18 protein-coding genes are annotated in these 22,312 nt (G+C 67.1%); 8 read left to right on the top strand and 10 right to left on the bottom strand.

Translation table 11 applies throughout. From position 1 onward, the window contains the following. Positions 1-66: 66 nt before the first annotated feature. The 3 genes from FHT98_RS13230 to FHT98_RS13220 all read right to left on the bottom strand — a co-directional run bounded on the left by FHT98_RS13230 (position 67) and on the right by FHT98_RS13220 (position 4,526). Entirely contained in the window at positions 67-1,005 is a 939-nt protein-coding gene (locus tag FHT98_RS13230) for an aldo/keto reductase (protein ID WP_142114316.1), read from the bottom strand. 241 nt (positions 1,006-1,246) lie between these two features. Then, positions 1,247-3,070, bottom strand: a complete 1,824-nt coding sequence (gene typA / locus FHT98_RS13225) for a translational GTPase TypA (protein WP_061970873.1) — start codon at positions 3,068-3,070, stop codon at positions 1,247-1,249. Between the two features lie 154 nt (positions 3,071-3,224). Continuing rightward, positions 3,225-4,526, bottom strand: coding sequence for a TAXI family TRAP transporter solute-binding subunit (locus FHT98_RS13220; RefSeq protein WP_185745147.1), 1,302 nt, complete (start codon positions 4,524-4,526; stop codon positions 3,225-3,227). Between the two features lie 100 nt (positions 4,527-4,626). On the opposite strand from FHT98_RS13220, the gene FHT98_RS13215 reads away from it, so the two are divergent. From FHT98_RS13215 to FHT98_RS13205, 3 genes are all read left to right on the top strand, one after another. Beyond that, complete coding sequence (locus FHT98_RS13215; protein WP_061970876.1) at positions 4,627-5,310, top strand: phosphoribosylanthranilate isomerase; 684 nt, start codon at positions 4,627-4,629, stop codon at positions 5,308-5,310. Next, positions 5,307-6,524: a tryptophan synthase subunit beta gene (gene trpB / locus FHT98_RS13210; protein ID WP_142114314.1), complete on the top strand. Its 1,218-nt coding sequence runs from the start codon at positions 5,307-5,309 to the stop codon at positions 6,522-6,524. The genes FHT98_RS13215 and trpB overlap by 4 nt, the downstream gene beginning before the upstream one ends. A 124-nt stretch (positions 6,525-6,648) precedes the next feature. Further along, a complete protein-coding gene (locus FHT98_RS13205) occupies positions 6,649-8,520 on the top strand; it encodes a glycosyltransferase family 2 protein (RefSeq protein WP_142114313.1) in 1,872 nt (623 codons plus the stop codon). Here FHT98_RS13205 and FHT98_RS13200 read toward each other — a convergent pair. The 7 genes from FHT98_RS13200 to FHT98_RS13175 all read right to left on the bottom strand — a co-directional run bounded on the left by FHT98_RS13200 (position 8,511) and on the right by FHT98_RS13175 (position 16,093). Continuing rightward, a complete protein-coding gene (locus FHT98_RS13200) occupies positions 8,511-9,107 on the bottom strand; it encodes an SCO family protein (RefSeq protein WP_061970881.1) in 597 nt (198 codons plus the stop codon). The two genes, FHT98_RS13205 and FHT98_RS13200, sit on opposite strands and share 10 nt — an antisense overlap. 31 nt (positions 9,108-9,138) lie before the next feature. After that, entirely contained in the window at positions 9,139-9,315 is a 177-nt protein-coding gene (locus FHT98_RS26185; RefSeq protein WP_156407196.1) for a hypothetical protein, read from the bottom strand. Positions 9,316-9,432: 117 nt separating this feature from the next. After that, positions 9,433-10,866, bottom strand: a complete 1,434-nt coding sequence (locus tag FHT98_RS13195) for an amidohydrolase family protein (protein ID WP_142114312.1) — start codon at positions 10,864-10,866, stop codon at positions 9,433-9,435. 70 nt (positions 10,867-10,936) lie between these two features. Further along, on the bottom strand, positions 10,937-12,526 hold the full coding sequence (locus FHT98_RS13190) for an ABC transporter substrate-binding protein (protein WP_142114311.1): 1,590 nt from the start codon (positions 12,524-12,526) through the stop codon (positions 10,937-10,939). Positions 12,527-12,568: 42 nt separating this feature from the next. Further along, positions 12,569-13,480 (bottom strand): ABC transporter permease, encoded by a 912-nt coding sequence (locus FHT98_RS13185; protein WP_142114310.1) that lies wholly within the window; start codon positions 13,478-13,480, stop codon positions 12,569-12,571. 11 nt (positions 13,481-13,491) lie between these two features. Continuing rightward, a complete protein-coding gene (locus FHT98_RS13180) occupies positions 13,492-14,433 on the bottom strand; it encodes an ABC transporter permease (RefSeq protein ID WP_142114309.1) in 942 nt (313 codons plus the stop codon). 13 nt (positions 14,434-14,446) lie between these two features. Then, positions 14,447-16,093, bottom strand: a complete 1,647-nt coding sequence (locus tag FHT98_RS13175) for an amidohydrolase (protein WP_142114308.1) — start codon at positions 16,091-16,093, stop codon at positions 14,447-14,449. Between the two features lie 323 nt (positions 16,094-16,416). On the opposite strand from FHT98_RS13175, the gene FHT98_RS13170 reads away from it, so the two are divergent. The 5 genes from FHT98_RS13170 to FHT98_RS13150 all read left to right on the top strand — a co-directional run bounded on the left by FHT98_RS13170 (position 16,417) and on the right by FHT98_RS13150 (position 22,309). Continuing rightward, entirely contained in the window at positions 16,417-16,995 is a 579-nt protein-coding gene (locus FHT98_RS13170) for a cupin domain-containing protein (RefSeq protein ID WP_061970888.1), read from the top strand. A 133-nt stretch (positions 16,996-17,128) separates the two neighbouring features. Then, positions 17,129-17,992, top strand: coding sequence for a helix-turn-helix transcriptional regulator (locus tag FHT98_RS13165; RefSeq protein ID WP_142114307.1), 864 nt, complete (start codon positions 17,129-17,131; stop codon positions 17,990-17,992). A gap of 164 nt (positions 17,993-18,156) precedes the next feature. Further along, a complete protein-coding gene (locus tag FHT98_RS13160) occupies positions 18,157-20,352 on the top strand; it encodes a TonB-dependent siderophore receptor (RefSeq protein WP_142114306.1) in 2,196 nt (731 codons plus the stop codon). A gap of 8 nt (positions 20,353-20,360) precedes the next feature. Then, the gene (locus FHT98_RS13155) at positions 20,361-21,200 is read left to right on the top strand and encodes an alpha/beta hydrolase (RefSeq protein WP_142114305.1); all 840 of its coding nucleotides are present in this window, start codon (positions 20,361-20,363) and stop codon (positions 21,198-21,200) included. After that, the gene (locus tag FHT98_RS13150) at positions 21,197-22,309 is read left to right on the top strand and encodes an ABC transporter substrate-binding protein (RefSeq protein ID WP_210244368.1); all 1,113 of its coding nucleotides are present in this window, start codon (positions 21,197-21,199) and stop codon (positions 22,307-22,309) included. The genes FHT98_RS13155 and FHT98_RS13150 overlap by 4 nt, the downstream gene beginning before the upstream one ends. The last annotated feature ends 3 nt before the right edge of the window (positions 22,310-22,312 follow it).

Raw genomic sequence — 22,312 nt, 5'->3', positions numbered from 1 at the left:
CTTGACCCGCGAAGACGTGGATGGCCGGGACAAGTCCGGCCATGACGGCAATGGCAGCGCTTCCGACTACTTCGTGATCGTATCGATCTCCGCCAGATCCTCGGCCGTCAGCGCCCAGTCGGCGGCCTTGACGTTGGCGGCGACCTGCTCCGGCTTGGTCGCGCCGGCGATGACGCTCGACACGACCGGCTGCGCCGCCAGCCAGGAGAAAGCGAGTTCGACCAGCGTATGGCCGCGCTGCTCGGCGAAGACGGTCAGCCCCTCGATCCGGCGCCAGTTATCCGCGCTGAAGATCTCGTCGGCGCGCTGCGGCAGCTTGCTCAGGCGCGCGCCTTCCGGCATCGCCGCGCCGCGCTTGTACTTGCCGGTGAGAGCGCCGTTGGCGAGCGGGAAATAGGGCAGCAGGCCCATGCCGTAATGGGCGATGGCCGGGATCAGGTCCGCCTCGGCGCCGCGCTTCAGCAGGCTGTACTCGTCCTGCGCCGAGGCGAAGCCGGGAATGCCGAGATCGCGCGCCGTCCACTGCGCATCGGCGACCTGCCAGGCGACGACGTTCGAGCAGCCGATATAGCGGACCTTGCCCTGGCGGACGAGGTCGTCCATGGCGCGCAGGGTCTCCTCGATCGGGGTCAGCGGATCGGGCCGATGGAGCTGGTAGAGATCGAGCCAGTCGGTCTTGAGGCGCCGGAGCGAATCCTCGACCGCGTTCATGATGTAGCGGCGCGAACCGCCCTTCTTCACGCCCTCGGCATCCATGTCCATGCCGAACTTGCTGGCAAGCACGATCTGCTTGCGGCGCGCGCCCAGCACCTCGCCCAAGGCCGTCTCGGAGCCGCCGCGCTCGCCATAGATGTCGGCGGTGTCGAACAGGGTGATGCCATGCTCGATCGCGGCATCGACGACCTTGCGCGTCGCGTCGAGATCGATGCGCCCGCCGAAATTGTTGCAGCCGAGCCCGACGAGCGAGACGCGCAGGCCCGAGCGGCCGAGATTGCGGAATTGCATGGTGGTGATCCTTCCCCTTTCGCATCGGACCGAAAAGTGGCCCCACCTTTCGGAAAAATCCGATGCGACAACATTTTGATCGATCATCGTGACCGCGTCCGGCCGGACGCGCGATGATCGAGAGGCGGGCAGAGGATCAGAGCGAACGGTCGAGGGCAATCGCCCAGTGCGTCATCCGCGGGCTGCGCTCAGCGCAGACCCCGAAACGAAAATGCCCGGGCTCTCGCCCGGGCATCTGAACTCAGGCCACTTCGGCCTTCTGCTTCTGCGAGCGCTTGCGCTCGTTCGGGTCGAGGATGCCCTTGCGCAGGCGGATCGACTTCGGCGTGACCTCGACGAGCTCGTCGTCGTCGATCCAGGCGAGCGAACGCTCCAGCGTCATCCGGATCGGCGGCGTCAGGCGAACGGCCTCGTCCTTCGAGGTGGTGCGGATGTTGGTGAGCTTCTTGCCCTTGAGCACGTTCACTTCGAGATCGTTCTCGCGGGTGTGCTCGCCGACGATCATGCCCTGATAGACCTTCCAGCCGGGCTCGATCATCATCGGGCCGCGGTCCTCGAGGTTCCACAGCGCATAGGCCACGGCCTCGCCGGTCTCCATCGCGATCAGCACGCCGTTGCGGCGCCCGCCGATCTCGCCCTTGTAGGGCAGGTAGTCATGGAACAGCCGGTTCATGATCGCGGTGCCGCGCGTGTCGGTCAGCAACTCGCCCTGATAGCCGATGAGGCCGCGGGTCGGAGCGTGGAAGACCAGGCGCAGGCGATTGCCACCGGACGGACGCATCTCCAGCATGTCGGCCTTGCGCTCCGACATCTTCTGCACGACGACGCCGGAATGCTCCTCGTCGACGTCGATCACGACCTCCTCGATCGGCTCAAGCAGCTGGCCGTCCTCGCCGCGCTTCAGCACGACGCGGGGACGGGAGACGCCGAGCTCGAAGCCCTCGCGGCGCATCGTCTCGATCAGGATCGCGAGCTGCAATTCGCCACGGCCGGAGACGATGTAGCTGTCCTTGTCGGAGGCTTCCTCGATCTTCAGCGCGACATTGCCCTCGGCCTCCTTGAACAGGCGGTCGCGGATGACGCGGGTGGTGACCTTGTCACCCTCGGTGCCGGCGAGCGGGGAATCGTTGACCATGAAGGTCATCGACACCGTCGGCGGATCGATCGGCTGCGCCTTGATCGGGGTGTCGACCGAGGGGTCGCAGAAGGTATCGGCGACGGAACCCTTCACCAGGCCCGCGATCGAGACGATGTCGCCGGCGACCGCTTCCTCGATCGGCTGACGCTCAAGGCCGCGGAAGGCCAGGATCTTCGAGATGCGGCCGGTCTCGACGGTCGAGCCGTCGCCGGAGAGCACCTTGATCGTCTGGTTCGGCTTGGCCGTGCCAGAGGTGACGCGGCCGGTGATGATGCGGCCGAGATAGGGATTGGCCTCCAGCAGCGTGCCGATCATGCGGAACGGGCCTTCCTCGACCTTGGGCTCCGGCACATGGGAGAGGATGAGATCGTACATCGGCGCGAGGCCGTTATCCTGCGGACCTTCCGGCGAATGGGCCATCCAGCCCTGCTTGCCCGAGCCGTAGAGGATCGGGAAGTCGAGCTGCTCGTCGGTGGCGTCGAGCGCGGCGAAGAGGTCGAAGACCTCGTTGATGACCTCGGTGGTGCGGGCGTCCGGCTTGTCGACCTTGTTGATCGCGACGATCGGCTTGAGGCCGAGCTTCAGCGCCTTGGAGACCACGAACTTGGTCTGCGGCATCGGGCCCTCGGCCGCATCGACCAGCACGATGGCTGAGTCGACCATATTCAGGATGCGCTCGACCTCGCCGCCGAAATCGGCGTGGCCTGGGGTATCGACGATGTTGATGCGCGTATCCTTCCAGACGACCGAGGTCGCCTTGGCCAGGATGGTGATGCCGCGCTCCTTCTCGAGGTCGTTGGAATCCATCACGCGCTCGATGACGCGCTGGTTGTCGCGGTAGGTGCCGGACTGCTGCAAAAGCTTGTCGACGAGCGTGGTCTTGCCATGGTCGACGTGCGCGATGATGGCGATGTTGCGCATGGACATGCGGGTCTGGGCCTTGCTTTCAAGGCCACGAGCCGGTCTGGAGCGATGCCCCGCCGGCGCAGCCTGTTTCACGTGAATCTGGAATTCGTTGCGCTGCACATAAACGCTGGCGGGCTTTTCGGCAACCGCAGACGCTGCCGAAAAGTAAATGCGTTCAAGCTTCCGCCAGCGCCCGCTGCCGTTCGGCAACGGCCCGGCCGACCTGATCGATGACGAGGCGATAGGCTGCGAGCGCCGCCGTATCGAGATCCCCCTTGGCGTAGTCGGCTAATACGCGCGTCAGGATCTGGTCGGCCTCGCGGCCGAGCCGGGTCAGTTCGGCCTCGTCCTCGCAGGCGCGGATCACGGCCAGAAGCTCCAGCAATTCGTCGAGGCCCGACATGGCGCGCCGGCGCCGGTTGGCGCTCTCGCGCCCGAGCAGCGCGGCGCCGCCCGTGCCGACCGCCGAGAGCGCCATGGCCCCGATATAGAACCAGTCGCCATAGCGATCGAAGAAGGTCTCCTGCTCGCCATCGATATAGGCGGCGGCACCCGAATGGACCGGCAGCGGCGCGTCCTTGTCGGTCGAGGGCGTCTCCAGCGCCTGCACGGCGGGCAGTTCCGCCGCCAGCGTCAGGCGCAGGCCGAGGATGTCCTTGGTCAGCTCACCGACGAGATTGTCGTCGAGGCTCTGCGCTGCGACGAGGCGCGAGGTGATCGCGATGGTGGGCAGGCTCTCGGCCGGGCGCGGCGGGTCGCCGCCGAGAGCGCCACGCACGATCTCGCCGGATTCGATCGCACGGTAATGCAAGGCGAGCGCGTCGGCCTCGCGAACCGGGATCAGGACGGGATCGTTGCCCCAGGCTTCGCGCAAACGGCGCAGGCCGCCATTATTGGTATGGGAGCCGACGGCGCCGATCGAGAAGAAGACGTCGATGCGCTTCTCCCTCGCCACCGGCACGATCTCCTCCTGGGTCAGGCCGAGAATCTCGACCTCGTCGGGCCGGACCTCGTATTGCGCCAGCACCCGTTTCAGCAGCGCGACGTTGCCGGCAGGATTGCGGGCGACGCCGACCCTGCGGCCACGCAGATCGGCGATACGGGTGATCGCGGTCTCGGTCCTGGTGATGAAGAAGGGATAGGTCCGGCGGGTGATCAGCACCGTATCGGCGGTCGAGGGCATGGCGATGTCGGCCCGCAGCATGGCGAGATCGGCCTGCCCGGCATCGATCCGCTTGGCGCTGTCCTCGGAACCTTCCGTCAGGACGAGCCGCAGGCGCACGGAGGCCTTGTCGCGGTTCAGGCCCTGCACGAAGGCCGCGGCCATGCGCGCATCCTCGGAGCCGAGCGGCCCGACGGCGAGGCGCAAGGTCCGCGGCTGGCCGACATAATAGAACGCCGCCGCGACGAGGCCGGAGACGGCGAGCAGCCCCGCCACCATCGCCAGCCCGCGCCTGCCCATGCCAAGCCGGATCAATCAACAGCCCCCTTGTTCGCCCATGCCAGCATGGCTTCCTTCGCCATCATGTCGCAAGTACGGCATGCACCGGCGAACGGACCGTGCTAAACGCCGGGCCATGTCCAATGGTTCGCCCTTCCTGATCAAGATCTGCGGTCTCTCGACGCCCGAGACGCTGGAGGCTGCGCTTGCGGCCGGCGCCGACATGATCGGGCTCAATTTCCATCCGAAAAGTCCGCGCTACGTCACGCTGGAGCGCGCGAAAGAACTGGCGGCGATCGCCCGCGGCAAGACGGAAATCGTCGCGCTCGTCGTCGACTGGAGCGAAGGGCAGGCAGCGGAACTCGCCGAGGCGCTGAAGCCCGACTGGTTCCAGTTCCACGGTCGCGAGACGCCCGAGCAGACCGCAGCCCTGCGCCGCGCCGTCGGCCGGCCGGTGATGAAGGCTCTCGGCATTGCCACGGTCGAGGACCTGAAAGCCGTCGCCGGCTATCGCGATGCCGCCGATCTCATCCTGCTCGACGCCAAGCCGCCGAAGGACGCGGCCTTCCCCGGCGGGCATGGCAAGCCCTTCGACTGGGCGCTGCTTGCCGGCCTCGACCCTTCGCAGCGCTTCATGCTATCGGGCGGGCTCGATCCGGCCAATGTCGCTCATGCCATCGGCATAACCCGGCCGGCGGGCGTCGACGTTTCCTCGGGCGTCGAAAGCGCGCCGGGGGTCAAGGACCCCGCCCGGATCGCGGAATTCATCGCATCGGCCCGCAAGGCCGCCGCGGCACTGCAAGAAGGTTTGACGGCATGAACGCCCCCTCGACCCCGAACAGCTATCGCAACGGCCCGGACGAGAACGGCCGCTTCGGCCTGTTCGGCGGACGCTTCGTCGCGGAAACGCTGATGCCGCTGATCCTCGAGCTGGAGGAGGCCTATAACGCGGCCAAGGCCGACCCGGCCTATCACGCCGAGATGACCGCCGGGCTGAAGCATTATGTCGGCCGGCCCTCGCCGCTCTATCTCGCCGAGCGGCTGACGGACCATTTCGGCGGCGCCAAGGTCTACCTGAAGCGCGAGGAGCTGAACCATACCGGCTCCCACAAGGTGAACAACGTGCTCGGCCAGATCCTGCTGGCACGGCGCATGGGCAAGAAGCGCATCATCGCCGAGACCGGCGCCGGCCAGCACGGCGTCGCCACCGCGACGCTCTGCGCCCGCTACGGCCTGGAATGCATCGTCTATATGGGCGCGGTCGACGTCGCCCGGCAGGCGCCCAACGTCTTCCGCATGCAGATGCTCGGCGCCACCGTCGTCCCGGTCGAATCCGGCACCAAGACGCTGAAGGATGCGATGAACGAGGCTCTGCGCGACTGGGTGACCAATGTCGCGACGACCTTCTACTGCATCGGCACGGTCGCCGGCCCGCATCCCTATCCGGCGATGGTGCGCGACTTCCAGTCGATCATCGGCAAGGAAACCCGCGAGCAGATGCAGGAGGCCGAAGGACGCCTTCCCGATTCGCTGATCGCCTGCATCGGCGGCGGCTCGAACGCGATGGGGCTGTTCCATCCCTTCCTCGACGACGCATCCGTCGAGATCTACGGCGTCGAGGCGGCCGGCCACGGCATCCCGAGCGGACAGCATGCGGCCTCGCTGACCGGCGGACGCCCCGGCGTGCTGCACGGCAACCGCACCTTCCTGCTGATGGACGACGACGGCCAGATCAAGGACGCCCATTCGATCTCGGCCGGGCTCGACTATCCCGGCATCGGCCCGGAGCATTCCTGGCTGCACGATGTCGGCCGGGCGACCTATCTCTCCGCCACCGACGAGGAGGCGCTGGAAGCGTTCCAGCTCATCTCAAAGTTGGAAGGCATTATCCCGGCGCTGGAAAGCGCGCATGCGCTCGCCCGCGTCGCCGAGCTCGCCCCGCAGAAGCCGAAGGACCATCTGATGGTGGTCAATCTCTCCGGCCGCGGCGACAAGGACATCCCGCAGGTCGCGGAGATCCTGGCGGCGCGCTGACGCTCGCATGGACACCTAAAGTTCCAGGCACGCGGCTCTCGACTCTCTGCTCCATAGCAGCAACCATGGGTTGCTCCCGGCGCATCCGCGCCGGGCATCGTCGCGTGGAGCGGGACCGGGGCCAGTGGGGGGCAGCGGTAACGACGACCGTCCGATCGGGCGCGGGCCTGCCTCAGCCGGCCTGCCGATCGAACTCGCCTTCCTGACGCGGCATGGCCTGGCGCCCTCGCTTCTCGCGCGTGCAGCCGAAACATCCCGCCGCAACCGCAGCGAGCCCGCCCGCGAAGCGATCGCGCTCGGTCTGATCGGCGAAGCCGAGCTTTATCGCGCGCTCGCGGCCGAGCTAGGCCTCGCCTTCCTGCCGCAGCCGCCGCCCCTGCGACCCGGCGGCGGGCATGATGCGATCCTGCGCCAGGGCATCGCGCCGACCGTCGACGACAGGCGCTTTCGCTTCATCCTCGCGCCCGAGGGCCCGGCGCTGCGGCGGATGCTCGAGGCCGGGCCGCGCCATCGCGGCGATATCGCGGTGACGACACCGCGCCGCTTCGCCGGGGCCCTGCGCCACAGCAATGCCGAGACCCTGGCGGAGCATACGGCCGGGCTCGACCCTGCCGGTCTCGCGCGCGCGAGCGCCCGCACCGGCGCCAGCCGCGGGCAGGTGATCGCAGCCGGCGGCGGTGTCGCCGCTGCCGCACTCGGCGGCGTCTTCGCCCCGCTCCAAACCTTCTTCGCGCTTGCGCTCCTGCTCGGCCCGTTCTTCCTCGGCCTCATCCTGCTGCGTCTTGCGGCGGCGATCGAACGCACGGCGCCCGATCTCTGGCGCAGCCATCGCTGGCGGATCGACGAATCCCGCCTGCCCGCCTACACCGTCGCGGTGCCGCTCTACCGCGAGCTCCCTGTGCTTCGGCAATTGACGGATGCGCTCGGCGCCCTCGACTATCCCCCGGCCAAGCTCGATATCCGCCTGCTGATCGAAGCCGACGATATCGGGATGCGCAGCACGCTGGCGCGGATGGCGCTGCCGCCGCATTTTTCCGTGACGGTCGTTCCGCCGGGCTTTCCGCGCACCAAACCGCGTGCGCTCAACCTGGCGCTGCTCGAGGCACGCGGCACGTTCTTCACGATCTTCGACGCCGAAGACATTCCCGATCCGCAGCAACTGCGCATGGCGGCGGCGCGCTTTCTCGGTGGCCCGCAGGAGCTCGGCTGCCTGCAGGCCAGACTCGTGATCGACCATGCCGAGGAAGGCGTGCTTCCCGCCCTGTTCGCGCTGGAATATGCGGGGTTGTTCGATGTGCTCAATCCCGGCCTGCTGCAATTCCGGTTGCCGATCATGCTGGGCGGAACCTCGAACCATTTCCGCACCGAGGCGCTGCGTGCGGTCGGCGGCTGGGATGCCTGGAACGTGACGGAGGATGCCGATCTCGGCTTCAGGCTGGTGCGCGCCGGCTATCGCATCGGCGACCTGCCCTCGAACACCCGCGAGGAGGCGCCCATCACCATCCCGGCCTGGCTCAAGCAGCGCTCGCGCTGGATCAAGGGCTATATCCAGACGCTGGTGACGCATTCCCGCGCCCCTTTGCGCCTGATGCGCGAAGCCGGGATGGCTGCGACCTTCGCCTTTCTGTCGCTGGTCTTCGGCACCGTCGCCACGGCGCTCGGCTATCCCGCCTTCGCCGTCGCCGCGCTGATCGCCTATTGGGACGGCTCCCTGTTCGAGCCGGTGGGCACCGTCGCCACCCTGACCTCGACCATCGCGCTCGGCATCTGGATTCTGGGCAGCGTCGCGCTGTTCATGCCGCCGATCGTCGGCGCCCTGCGCCGGGGCGCTCCGGGCCTATTGCTGCTCGTGCCGCTGCTGCCGCTCTATTACGCGCTGGTCTCGGCGGCGGCCTGGATGGCGCTCTACGAGTATTTCAACCAACGTTTCGCCTGGAACAAGACGGAGCACGGGCTGGCGCACCGACCGGCGCCCATCGAAGCCAATCAGGAGTGACGCAGCCATTCCGCCGCCGCCTGCGCCGGAGGCTGCTCGATATTGAAGGCACCGACGAAACTGCCGTCCTTGCCCATCAGATAGACCAGGGCGGTATGGTCCATCGTGTAGTCGCCATCCTTGAGCGGCACCTTCTTGGCATAGGCGCGATAAGCCTTGATCACGGCATCGATGGCGGGACGATCGCCGCTCAGGCCGACGATGCGGGGATCGAAGGAGCCGAGATAGCTCTTCATCGCGTCCGGCGTGTCGCGCTCCGGATCGACCGTGATGAACAGGGCCTTGAGCCCCTTCGCCTTGGCGCCGTCACCGGCCGCGCGCAGTGCTTCCGATATCTCGAAGAGCTTGGTCGGGCAGATATCCGGGCAATGGGTGAAACCGAAGAAGACCAGGAAGGGCGAGCCCTTCAGATCGGTGTCGGAGAGCGGCTTGCCCTCCTGCGTCGTCAGCGTGAACGGGCCGCCGACGCTGGCCGTGCCGCTGCCACCGCCCTGGCGGCCAGGCGAGAAGGTCAGGATCGCGGCCGCAGCCAGCGCGAGCGCGCCGACGAGGAAGACGACGAGGGGGAGAACGAGTCGGCGGTTCACGAAAGACTTCCCGGGCAGGCGGCCGCAGCCGCTAGAAGCAAGCGACGATGGCGGCGATCAGACCGTCGGTGAAGAGCCGGTCTCCCTCGCGCCACCAGAGCAGCAGGCCGGTGAGGAACAGGGCGAAGAAGCCTCCGCCGATCAGCATGAGGCCGAGACGGCTCGAAGAGCCGGCCTCCTTCTGCGTTGTCTCGTCTGCCTGCGACATGAGGCCAACCTATCGCCAGATCACGCCGCCCGGAAGCGGGCGCCGTGACGCAGGGTCTCACGATGCAGCGATGCGCCCCGGGTTGGGCACATCACGGAATTGGCCGGTGCCCCAGGCTCACTTCACCGGGAAGGTCAGCGGCGAATAATCCGTGACCGGGCGCTTGATCCAGTCATTGCCGGGCGCCGCGGCTTCCGTCCGCTTCTGGCCTTCGTGGAGGCGCAGCGCGGCCGCCGGATAGTCCATGGTCAGGACGGTGCCGTCACGGACCACGAGCCTGCCGTCGACATAGACGCGGTCGACGGCGCGCTCGGCGGCGGCATAGACCATGCTGCGGACGGGGTCGCGGCGCGGCTGCATCATCGGATGCTTGAGGTCGACCAGGACGAGGTCGGCCTTGCAGCCCGCTTCCAGCCGCCCGATATCGTCGCGGCCGAGCGCAGCGGCGCCGGCCGTGGTCGCGGCCTCGAAGATGTCGGTGGTGGTGAGCGTGCGCGGATTCTCCGCCATCATCCGGGCGACGTAGCCGACATGGCGCATCTCCTCGAGCATGTTGTGCGGATAGGTGTCGGTGCCCATGCCGATCCGGACGCCGGCGCGGCGATAGCGCCCGAAATCGTCGAGCGCGATGCCCCGGCGCATGAAGACCGTCGGGCAATGGGCGACGATCGTGTCGGTCTCGGCCAGCAGCGCAAGATCACGACGGCTGTGCCAGGCGACGCGCGGGTAGTCGTCGAGGAAGATGCCGTGACCGACGATGCTGGTCGCGCCGAGCACGCCGAGCTTCTCCAGCCACTGGATCGGCGTCACGCCATGACGGCGGGTGATCTCGTGGAACTCGACCGTCGACTGGGCCGCATGGATCTGCCAGGGCAGGCTGCGGCGCTTGGCTTCGGCAAAGCTGTCCTTGATCAGGCCTTCGCTGCAGGTGTCGATCTGCGCGGGGCAGACCATGCCGAAGAGACGGCCTGACGGATGCTTCTGCGCCTGCTCGATGACGTCGAATGCGGTCGCCATGGCCGCGGCGCCAGCCTTCTCGTCCCACTCGTATTCGACGACATGGCCGTTCTTGGTGTACCAGCGGGCCGAGCGGAACATCGGCGAGACGCAGACGCGCAGGCCGCTATTGGCGGCGAGATCGAGCCAGCCGGGATGGGCGACCGAGAGATCGGCGAGCGTGGTCACGCCGGAGAGCAGCAGTTCCGAATAGGCGACCTGCACGCAGTCCGGCACCGCCTCGGCATCGGGCCGCAGGATCGGCATGAATTCGTAGAGCGAGGAATTGTAGAGCGCGGGGGAGCCGAGCTCGTCGAGGAAGCCCTTGTTCAGCGCCTCGCTCGAGGGGTGAGAATGGATATTGACGAGGCCGGGCATGATCATGCGCCCGCTGCCGTCGACGGTCTCGTCCGCCTGCCCCTCGTAGCGGGGCCCGACGAAGCGCAGCGTGCCGTCCTCGAAGGCGACATCGGCATCGTGCAGATAGACGTGCTGGCCGGCCTCGGCATCCCAGGCGACAACGATGTCGGCATTCTTGATGACCGTGATCGTCATGATGTTTCCCTTCCTCCCACAGGCATAGAAAAAGCGCCGCGCGGCTCACACCGCGCGGCGCCCAAGAAACTCAGCGCTTCAGCTTGAGATCGAGCCCCTTGTAGAGGCCGGCTCCATACAGGCCGTGGGCACGTACGCCCTCGACCCGATCGGTCGCGACGACCCAGAGCGGCTGCGAAGACAGCGGCACCCAGACATTCGCCTCGGTGAGCTGGGTCTGAACCTCGGCCAGCGCCTGCTTGCGCTTGTCGGCGTCGGTGGCCATCGACGCAGCCTTGAGCAGTTCGTCCGTCTTGGGATTCTTCCAGTTCATCCGGTTCGGGGTCGGGGCCTGCTGGCTGCGGAAATAGAGGCTCATCGCCTCCGTCGCGGTCACATAAGGATAGGACATCAGGAAGGCGTCGAATTCCTGTGTCGCCAGCTTGCCCCAGGCGACGGTGGCGTCCCAGAGCTGGATCTTCATGTCGATGCCGACTTTTCGCAGATCGGCCTGCATCGCCTCGGAGATGCGCGGGTTGTCGCTGTTGCGGATGCCGTAGACGGTGAAGCTCGCCTTCTCGCCATCCTTCTCCCGGATGCCGTCGGCGCCCATCTTCCAGCCGGCGTCTTCCAGCAGCTTGGCGGCCGCTTTCGGATCGTGCTTCGGCATTATCTTGGCCGAATCTTTATCGTAATCGACCACGGCGGGATTGAGCAGAGAGGGGAGGCTCCTGCCTTTGCCGAAATAGATCGCCTTGGCGATCGCTTCCTTGTCGACCGCCATATTGGCAGCCTCGCGGATCGCCTTGTCCTTTACCACCGGCTTGTCGACCTTGAAGCCCATGAAGACGTCGTAGATGTAGTTGTCCTGCCGCTGCACCGTCATGCCGGGGATACGCTGCATCGTGTCGAGCGCGATATAGGGCATGTAATAAGTCACGTCGGCCTGCTTGGCCTGGATCGCGGCCATCAGCGTGTTGGTCTCGGGAATGACCTTCCAGACGATGTCGTCAACCTGCGGCTTCGGATCCTTGTAGATCGGCGGGCCCCAGGAATAATGCGGGTTCTTCTTGAGCACGAGCTCCTGGCGCGGGGTCCATTTCGACCAGCAATAGGGGCCGGTGCCGTTGAAGCCCTGGACGCCGAAATTCGGGCCGAGCTTCTCGACGGTCGCCTTGTCGACCACCGAGGCGAAGGAGAGCGCGAGCTGGAACATCAGGTCGCTATAGGGCTCTTTCAGCTCGTAGATCAGCGTGGAATCGCCGTCCGCACGGATGTCCTTGACCGGGCCGGCGCGGAAGGAAACCGGCGACTTGTTGGCCGGATCGATCCAGCGCTTCAGCGAATAGACGACGTCGTCGATCGTCATCGGCCTACCGTCGCAGAACTTCACGTCCTTGCGGATCTTGAAGGTGTAGGTCAGGCCATCCGGCGAGATCGTCCAGCTCTCGGCGAGGCCGGGCTTGATCGTCTTCATGTCGAAATCGACCGTCACCAGCGTGTCGGCGAGCATGTACATGACCTCGGCCGCGGCCGTCGCAGTGGTCCGGATCGGATCGTAGTTGTCGGCGTCGATGACGCGCAGGATCGTGAGCGGCGCCTTCTGCTGGGCGACAGCCGGCACAGCCGCGAAGGTCGCGGCGGCGGCGCCCGCGAGAAGCAGAGTTGACAGTTTCAGCATCGAGCAAATCCCCTTTTTTCGCTTCTTGGTTGATATCCGCTGCTATTTGCGCAGCTTCGGATCGAGGGCGTCCCGCAGGGAATCGCCGAGCACGTTGAAGGCGAGCACCACCGCGAAGATCACCAGGCTCGGCAGAACCGAGACATGCGGCGCGAAGAACAGGAAGTTGCGCCCGTCCGCCGCCATGGCTCCAAGCTCCGCCGTCGGCGGCTGGGCGCCCAGGCCCAGGAAGGACAGCGCTGCACCGAGCAGGATGACCTGGCCAAAGCGCAGGGTGATGAAGACGAACATCGCCGAGAGGCAGTTCGGCAGGACATAGCCCAGGATGATGCGCAGATCGCTGAGACCGAGCGAGCGCGCCGCCTCGATATAGCCCTGCTGCAGCACGACCAGCGCCGAGCCGCGGACCACGCGCGCCATCAGCGGCACGGTCGCGATCGTGAGCGCGATGATCACCGCCGGCAGGCCCGGCCCGAAGATCGCGGCGATGGCCAGGCCGAACAGGATCGCGGGGAAGGACAGCAGGATGTCCATGAACCGCATCAGCACGCCCGAAGCCTTCGGATAATAGGCGGCGGAGAAGCCGATGATGCCGCCGATCGTGCAGCCGAAGACGACGGAGGCGAGGCCCATCAGCAAGCTCGTGCGCAGTCCGAAGAGCAGGCGCGTGATCATGTTGCGGCCCTGCCCGTCGGTGCCGAGCAGGCCCATCTCGCCCGGCGGCTTCAGCGTGTTGGCGAGGTCGTTGCCGAAGGGGTCGGTCGGCGCGAGCCAGGGCGCTAAGGCCGCGCAGAGGATGGCGAGGACGACGAGCGCCAGCGCGACGCAGGAGCCTGCATCGGAGAGCAGCATCCGGAACACGGTCTTCCGGCGGACGGGTGCGGCGGCGGCAACGCTCACGGCGGCCTCGACCGTCTTGGCGCCCGGCTGCAGCGCATCGCGTTCGAGCTTCATGGGAGAGCCCATCAGGTGCCCCTCACGCGCGGGTCGAGCACGGCATAGAGGACGTCCACCGCGAGATTGACCAGGATGAAGCCGAGCGAGAGCATGATGATCGTGCCCTGCGCCATCGGCAGGTCGCTGGACAGGATGGCGCCGACCGCGAGCCGGCCGATGCCCGGCCATGAGAATACCGTCTCGGTGACGACGGCGCCGCCGAGCAGGAAGCCGATCTGCAGGCCGATCAGCGTGACGACCGGGACCAGCGCATTGCGCAGGGTGTGGCGCAGCACGACCGTGATCTCACCGAGGCCCTTGGCCCGGGCGGTGCGGACATGGTCGGCGCCGAGCTCGTCGAGCACCGAGGTGCGGGTCATGCGGGCGACCGGGCCGACGAAGACGCCGCCGAGCGTGATCGCCGGCAGAATGATCCCCTGGATGCCCTCCCAGGTCCAGAGCGGGCCGGTGCGACCGGTGAAGGGCAGGATCGGATAATAGAAGCCGAAGAGCCAGATCAGCCCGAGGCCGAGGAAGAAGACCGGCAGCGAGACACCGGCGACCGAGACCGCCATGATCGCGCGGTCGATCAGCGAGCCCCGATAATAGGCGCCGACGGTGCCGAGGAACATGCCGAGCGGGATCGCCCAGACCAGCGAGGCCAGCATCAATTCGAGCGTCGGGCCGATGGTGTTGCCGAGTTCCTGCGTCACCGGGACGTTGTTGATGATGGAGACGCCGAGATCGCCCTGGGCCAGGCGCCCGATATAGATGGCGAACTGCTTCCAGAGCGGCTGGTTGAGCCCAAGCTCCTGGCGAATGGCCTCGACCACATCCTGCGTCGCCATCGGGCCGGCCCGGACCTGGGCCGGGTCCGTCGGCACCACCTGCATCAGCAGGAAGCCGATCAGCAGCACGCCGAACAGCACCGGCAGGACGAGAAGCAGCCTTTGCAGCGTATGCCGCAGCATGAAGGGCGCCTCCCTATTGCGCGGCGGCTGCGAGCTGGCCGTGGCGGTCGAAGACCACCGCACCGCCGAGCAGGGTCAGGTCGCAACGCACGTCGTTCTCGACCTCACCGACAGGGATCGCGAAGATGTCGTGCGAGAGCACGGCGATGTCGGCGAGCTGGCCCGGAACGAGCCGGCCGACCCTGTCCTCGGCGAACTGGGTATAGGCGCCGAGCAACGTATAGGCGTGCACCGCCTCCTCCATGCTCAGCTTCTCGGCACCGCCGATCTCGGTATGGCGTTTGGTCTGGCGGGTGACCATGGTGAAGAGGTTCTTGAACGGGTCGGTGGCACAGACCGGCGCATCCGAGCTCGCCGCCGCATGCAGGCCGCCATCGAGCCATTTGCGCATCGGATAGGAAGCGCCGGCGCGCTCCTCACCGAGATTGATCACATAGAGATCGCCGAATTCGTAGATGAAGGCCGGCTGCGGCACCGGGTCGATGCCGGCGGCGGCCATGCGGGCGAGCTGGCCGTCGGTGAGGAAGCCGCAATGCTCGATGCGGTGGCGGCGCCCCTTGATCGGGTGCTCGGGGCTGTCGGCCTTCTCCATGCCGGAGAGCACCTGCTCGATGGCGGCATCGCCGATCGCGTGGATGGCGAGCTGGTAGCCGAGCTCATGGTAGTGCCGGAGATAGCCGTGCATCGCCGCGTCGGAATAGATGAAGATGCCGCGATTATCGGGGTCGCCGACGAGGTAGGGCTCGCTCATCGCGGCAGTCAGGCCGCCGGCACTACCGTCACCGAAGACCTTCATCGCGCCATAGCGCAAAAGGCCGGTCTCGCGACCGAAGCGGTAGCCCGCCGTATGGGCCTCGTCGCCGATGCCGTCGGCGTTGCCGTAGATGCAGACCCAGGTGCGGACCGGCAGCGTGCCGGCGCGCGCGACCTCCTCATAGGCCTCGATCTCGGCCATACCGGCGCCCATGCCGACGCCGGCATCCATCACGCTGGTGAAGCCCTGCGCGAGCATGTAGTGCCCGGCCTTCTCGATCGCGGCCTTGAGCTCGGCGGCGCTCGGGCGCGGCATCGCCTGGACGATCAGGCGCATGGCGCTCTCGGCCAGCAAACCGGTAAGCTTATTGTCGCGGCGCTCGATCAGCCCGCCATCGGGGCTCGGCGTGTTGTGGCCGATGCCGGCCGCCGCCATGGCCCGGCTGTTGACGACGCCGACATGGCCGCAGGTGCGCTTGATATAGACGGGATTGTCGGGCGAAACGCGGTCGAGTTCCTCGGCCGTCGGGTGGCGGGCCTCAGTGAGTTCGTTATGGTCGTAGCCACGACCGGTGACCCATTCGCCGGGCTTCTTGCCCTTGACCGCCACAGCGATGCGACGCAGGACCTCGTCGATGCTGTTGACGCCCTCCTCGGGGCGCAGATTGACCTCGCTCATGGCGAGACCGAGCGGCAGCAGATGCATATGCGCGTCGTTGAGGCCGGGAATGGCGACACGGCCGGCGAGGTCCACGACCTGGGTGTCCGGTCCCTGGAGTGCGGCGATCTCGGCGGCCGAACCCGCAGCCAGCACCTTGCCTCCGCCGATCGCCAGGGCTTCCGCGAAGCCTTCCGCCAAGCCGCAGAAGATGCGGCCATTCAACAAAACAGTCTCGGCTTGCGTCATCGACCCGGCTTACCTTGCTTTCCCTGTTGAATTCTCGCCGCGAGGCATTGGCGAGGCGATAGTCTTCGGCAAGCATCTCCCGTGCCATGAACGCGACAATGCGCGCCCATGCGGCCCTATCGTATCGAATGGGGGATTTAGTCTGGACGGTGTGCTTTTGACGCTAAAACTATGCCACTCCGCCTGTTCCCCATGACACTATTTTCTTATGGCTTTCCGGCAGCATTGCTCAGAATATTGAACATGGCAAGGGCCGCGCACAGGCGGGCCCTGCATGACGCGCAGGAAAGACAAGGCGCGCAGAATGGGGAAACGGAGCGACTATGAGCTTTGATGTCGGCGGAAGGCTGAAGGAAATCAGGCTGGCAGCCGGACTTTCCCAACGCGAGCTCGCAGCTCGCTCCGGGGTGACCCATAGCCTGATCTCGCTGATCGAGCAGAATCGCAACAGCCCGTCGGTCGCGTCGCTGCGCAAGATCCTCGACGGCATCCCGATGACCATGGTCAATTTTTTTGACGAGGCGCGAGCGCCGCGCGACAAAGTCTTCTTCGAGGCGCCGGACCTGCTCGACCTGACCTCGCGCCTGCACCAGGTCAATGGCGGCGAGAGCCGGGGACAGATGTCATTCCGCCAGGTCGGGGATGCCCAGGCTCATAACCTGCAGATCCTGCACGAATCCTACGATCCCGGCGCCGATACCGGCATCGCCATGCTCAAGCACGATTCCCATGAAGGGGGGGTGGTGTTGTCGGGCGAACTGGAGGTCACGGTCGGCGACCAGATCAGGGTGCTCAAGCCGGGCGATGCCTATCTCTTCGACAGCCGCATTCCGCATCGCTACCGCAATATCGGGACGGAACGCTGCATCGTCGTCAGCGCCTGCACGCCGCCCTATCTTTGAGACGACAGGAACCTGCGGCGCGACGCAGCCTGCGCCGCCTCGCCACAGCAACCTTAGAATCCATTTAAACTATTGATATTATTTGATTTTAATCCCCAATTCGGATAAGCCTCGCCTCTTTCCAGAGGTCGAGATGCATATCGGTTCCAGCTCCGCACAAAGATCGGCCACGAGCCTGGAGCTGTTCTCGCGCAATCTCTCGCTCTCAGCCGGCACCTTCCTGATCCAGGAGGGCGAGCGGATCGTGGGCCCGATGCGGCCGGGGCTGAAGGTCGCCGTCATGCTCGAAGGCCGTCAGGCGCTCGAACTCGACGATCGCCCGGCCGTCGTCCTCGACGGACCGGCCATCCTCATCGCCGCCAATGGCGGCGAGCACATGCAGCAGCGCACCGGCCTTGCAGACGGCACCCTGCGCTGCGCGCTGATACAGTTCGACTTCGACTTCGTCGCGCGTGAATTCGGTCCCGACGTCGCAAAGGCCGCGCGCCTTGCCTGCTCCGACGGGGCGGGTTTCTGGGTGCGTCCGGCCGATGCTCCGATCCGGTCGCTGGCGCTGCAGATGGCCGAATGCCAGGTCGGCGAGGCGCTGCGCCCCCTCTATCTCGCCGGCAAGGCGCTGGAGCTCGGCGCGCTTGTGCTGGATCGGATGCTCGGCGAGCGCCCCACCCGCCCGGCCCGGCTCAACCCGCGCCTGCGCGAGCAGGTCCATGCCGCCCGCGACCGCCTGCTCGAAGCCCTGCGCGAGCCGCCCGGCCTGGCGGAGCTGGCGCGCGAAAGCGGGCTCAACCCGACCAAGCTGACCTCGGCCTTCCGGGCGGAATTCGGCGCCAGCGTCTTCGAATACCTGCAGGAGCAGCGCCTGCAGCAGGCCTATGCGATGATCGCGAGCGGAGAGACCAGCATCGCCGTCGCCGCCTTCCAGGTCGGCTACAGCCCGGCCCATTTCTCCGGGCTGTTCCGCAAGCGTTTCGGCATCGCGCCCAGCGCGCTGCGCTGATCCGGGCCATGAATCCGCCGTCCCGTTCTTGCTTGGACGCGTTCGAAACGCGACCGAAAGAAATACTGCCGCGATCGAAAGCCAAGCGCGTTGCCGCCCTGGCAGCCTTCCTGAAAGAACCCCGGAGACGCGGCGCCAGAAGCGCCAGGGGCAGGAATACAGGCATGACCGGGATCAACAGCAGCAATCGCGCGATGGGGCGGGCCGGTGTGGCGCTGGCCGCTCTCCTCGTCGGCGGGGCGGGCACGGCGCTGGCGCAGGGCGCCGGGGCGACCCAGGCCGGCACGGCGATCGGCCTCGACACCATCGAGGTCCAGGGCGAGCGCGCCAGCGGCCCGGTCAACGGCTATGTCGCCCGCCGCAGCGACACCGCGACGAAGACCGACACGCCGATCATGGAGACGCCGCAATCGATCACGGTCATCACCCGCGACCAGATGGACGACCAGGGCGCGACCACGGTCAGCCAGGCCCTGCGCTACAGCGCCGGCGTGCTCGGCGAGACGCGCCTGTCCTCGGGCGGCCGCTATGACAGCGTCTTCATCCGCGGCTTCGGTGGCGCCGGAACCGGCGCCGGCTTCGTCAACAATCTCGACGGCCTGCGCTACCTGCGCGGCGTCAACTTCCTCGTGCCCTCCTTCGAGCCCTGGGGTCTGGAGCGGGTCGAGGTGCTGCGCGGCCCGTCCTCGGTGGTGTTCGGGCAGGTCAAGCCCGGCGGCCTGGTCAACATGGTCAGCAAGCGCCCGCGCGACGAAAAGCACGGCGAGATCCAGCTCCGCATCGGCGAAAGGCAGCGGGCCGAGATGGCCTTCGATGTCGGCGGACCGATCGATCCGCAGAAGACCTGGCTCTACCGCGTGGTCGGCCTCGGCCGGACGGCCGATACCCAGGTCGACTACACGCAGGACCAGCGCATCTTCATCGCGCCCTCCGTCACCTATCGGCCGAACGGCGCGACGACCTTCACGCTGATGGCGTCGTTCCAGCGCGACCCCGAGACCGGCTTCTACGGCTTCATCCCCGCGGTCGGCACCGTCCTGCCGAGCCGCAACGGCCGCATCCGCAGCGAGTTCTTCCCGGGCGAGCCGCGCTTCGAGGGCTATAGCCGCAACCAGGCCAATCTCGGCTGGGCCTTCGAGCATCGCTTCAACGACATCTTCACCTTCCGCCAGAACGTCCGGCTGTCCGACCTCGAATCGCGCTTCCGGACGGTGGCTGTCGGCGGCATCGCGGCCGACCAGAAGACGCTGACCCGCCGCGTCACGATGTCGAACGAGAAGGCGCGCACCGCCGGCATCGACAACCAGCTCCAGGCCGATTTCCGCACGGGACCGCTGACGCACAAGGTGCTCTTCGGCGTCGACGGCTACTGGACCGACGGCACCGCCTTCACGGGCGCCGGCGGCACCGTGCAGACGCTCGACTACACCAACCCGATCTATGGGCGCCTGCCCTTCGCCCTGCCCGCGCTGGCCGGCACGAAGCAGACCACGGCCCAGTACGGCATCTACCTGCAGGACCAGATCAAGCTCGACCGGCTCTCGCTGGTCGTCGGCGGTCGCTTCGACCGGGCCGAGGCCCGTACCCGCGCGATGAGCACCGGCGTCCTGACCAAGCAGGACGATACGGCGCGCACCGGCCGCGTCGCGCTGATGTACAATTTCGACAACGGCTTCGCGCCCTATGCCAGCTATTCGACCTCGTTCGATCCGCAGGCGGGCACGACCTTCACTGGGACGCCGTTCAAGCCGACCGAGGGCGAACAGTTCGAGGCCGGCTTCAAATACGAGCCGCCGGGCATGAACGCCTTCCTGCAGGCCTCGGTCTACCAATTGACTCAGACCAACGTTCCGACGACCGACCTCGCCCATCCGACCTTCCAGATCCAGACCGGCGAGGTCCGCGCGCGGGGCATCGAGGTCGAGGCCCGTGCGACCGTGTTCGACAATCTCGATCTCGTCGCGGCCTATACCTATACCGATGCCGAGGTGACCAAGAGCAGCGGCGTCGACCTGCACAAGCGCCCGACCGTCGTGCCGCGCCATACCGCAGCGCTCTGGGGACATTACACCTTCCGGACGGGCCTGCTCTCCGGCCTCGGTCTCGGCGCGGGCGTGCGCTATGTCGGTGCCGGCGCCAGCGACCCCGCCAACACCTTCTCCACATCGGCCTACACGCTGGTCGATGCCGCGATCAGCTACGATCTCGCGGCGGCCAGCCCGGCGCTCAAGGGCTGGAAGGTGCAGGTCAACGCCCAGAACCTGTTCGACAAGGAGTATATCTCCGGCTGCTACGGCACGACGCAGTGCTCCTTCGGCCTGCGCCGCACGGTCCTCGCGACACTATCCTATCGCTGGTGAGGTCGCCGATGCAGCCGAACAGCCCTCCCGATATCGGCCTCGCGCCCGTTACGCTGCCGCAGGCCTGGCAGCGCGACTTCGCGGCCCGTGACGGGTCGCGCTACCGGCTGCTGATCTCCGTGCCGGAAGGCCCTGCACCGACACGCGGTTTTCCAAGCCTCGTGCTGGTCGACGGCCATGCACTGTTCCCGGTGGCCGCCACGGCCGCCCGCCTGCAGGCGCAGCGCCCGGAAGCGACCGGCGTCGGCCCCGCCGTCGTCATCGGCATCGGCTATCCCGATGAACGGCCCTTCGATGCGGAGCGGCGCCAGCGCGACCTCCTGCCCGTCCCCAGCGGCGCCGACCGCTTTCTCGGCGCGATCATCGACGAAATCCTGCCTGCCGTCGCGCGGATCGCGCCGCTCGACCCGGCCCGGCGGGCGCTGGCCGGCCATTCCTATGGCGGGCTGTTCGTGCTGCACGCGCTGTTCACCCGGCCCGCCCTGTTCGAGGCCCATGTCGCCGGCAGTCCCTCGATCTGGTGGCAGGATCGCGCCATCCTCGCGAGCGAGGAGGCCTTCCGCCGTGGCGGCTCCGGCCCTGCCGGGCGGCTTCTGATCACGGTCGGCAGCCATGAGCAGGCACCCACCCTCGCCGTCACGCCGCAACGGGCGGAGCGGCTCGCACGCGCACGGATGCGCGACAATGCCGCCGAGATGGTTGAGCGCTTGGCTGCCTCCGGCCGCGTCGATTGCGGCTTCACCGAATTCCCCGGCGAGAACCATGTCTCGGTGATCCCATCGATGCTCTCGCGCACTGTGGCCTTCGCGCTCGCCGGCACGGCCCAGGACAAGGCGGCGGCAGCATGATGCTCGACAGACGCTCGCTGATCCTGGGCGGCTTGAGCCTGCCGGTGCTGCCCGCCATGGCCGCCGCGCCGGTCGTCGCCACCGATGTCCTCGGCCGCACCGTCAAGCTCGCCGCGCCGGCGAAGCGCATCGTGCTGGCGCAGGGCCGCCAGCTCAACGCGCTCGGCCTGATCCATCCCGATCCGGTCAGCATCCTCGCCGGCTGGGGCAGCGATCTCGAACGGCAGAACCCGGACGGGCTCGCCCGCTACCGGGCGCGCTTCCCGGCCATCAATGCGCTCCCGCTCGTCGGCGACGGCGGGACGGCTGCCGGGTTTTCGCTGGAACGCGCGATTTCGCTTAGCCCCGATCTCGTCGTGGTCAGCAAATCGCTCGCCGGAACGCGCCGCGGCCCCGGCGATCTCGTCGAGAAGCTTGAGGCCGCCGGCATTCCCGTCGCGGTCGTCGACTTCTTCCTGGAGCCACTGCGCGACACCGTGCCGAGCCTCAGGGCGCTCGGCATCCTCACCGGGCAGCAAGAGCAGGCGGAAAAGCTGATCGCCTTCTATGAAGAGCGGATGAGACGGATCGCGGGCCGGGTCGCCGACGCGAAGCGCCCCTCCGTCTTCATCCACGCCCATGCCGGTGGCTACGATTGCTGCATGACGGCCGGGCAGGGCACGTTCAACGAATTCATCCAGGCCGCGGGCGGGCGCAACATCGCCGCCGCGATGCTGCCGGGCGCGACCGGGCAGATCGGCCTCGAACAGCTGATCGGCGCCGACCCGGATATCTATATCGCGACCGGCGGCACGCATCTGGCCAAGCTCGGCGGGCTCGTGCTCGGCCTCGGCGTCAGCGAGACCGATGCGGCCGCAAGCTTCGCCAAGCTGCTGGGCACGCCCTCGCTCAAGATGCTCAGCGCCATCGAGAAGCGCCGCGCCTTCGGCTTCTGGCACCTGTTCAACGATACCCCCCTGCATGTCGTCGCGATCGAGGTCCTCGCGAAATGGCTCCATCCGGAGCGCTTCGCCGATATCGACCCGGCCGCGACGCTTGCCGAGGGCGCCCGCTTCTCGGCGATCCCGCTCGACGGGACGCTGTGGATCGCGGCGGCGCCCAAGCCCTGACGG

This window comes from Allobosea sp. AK1 (assembly GCF_006714945.1).
GTDB lineage: Bacteria > Pseudomonadota > Alphaproteobacteria > Rhizobiales > Beijerinckiaceae > Allobosea > Allobosea robiniae.
The sequence above is the reverse complement of the archived record's forward strand: the minus strand, read 5'-3'. Positions and strand labels throughout refer to the sequence as shown.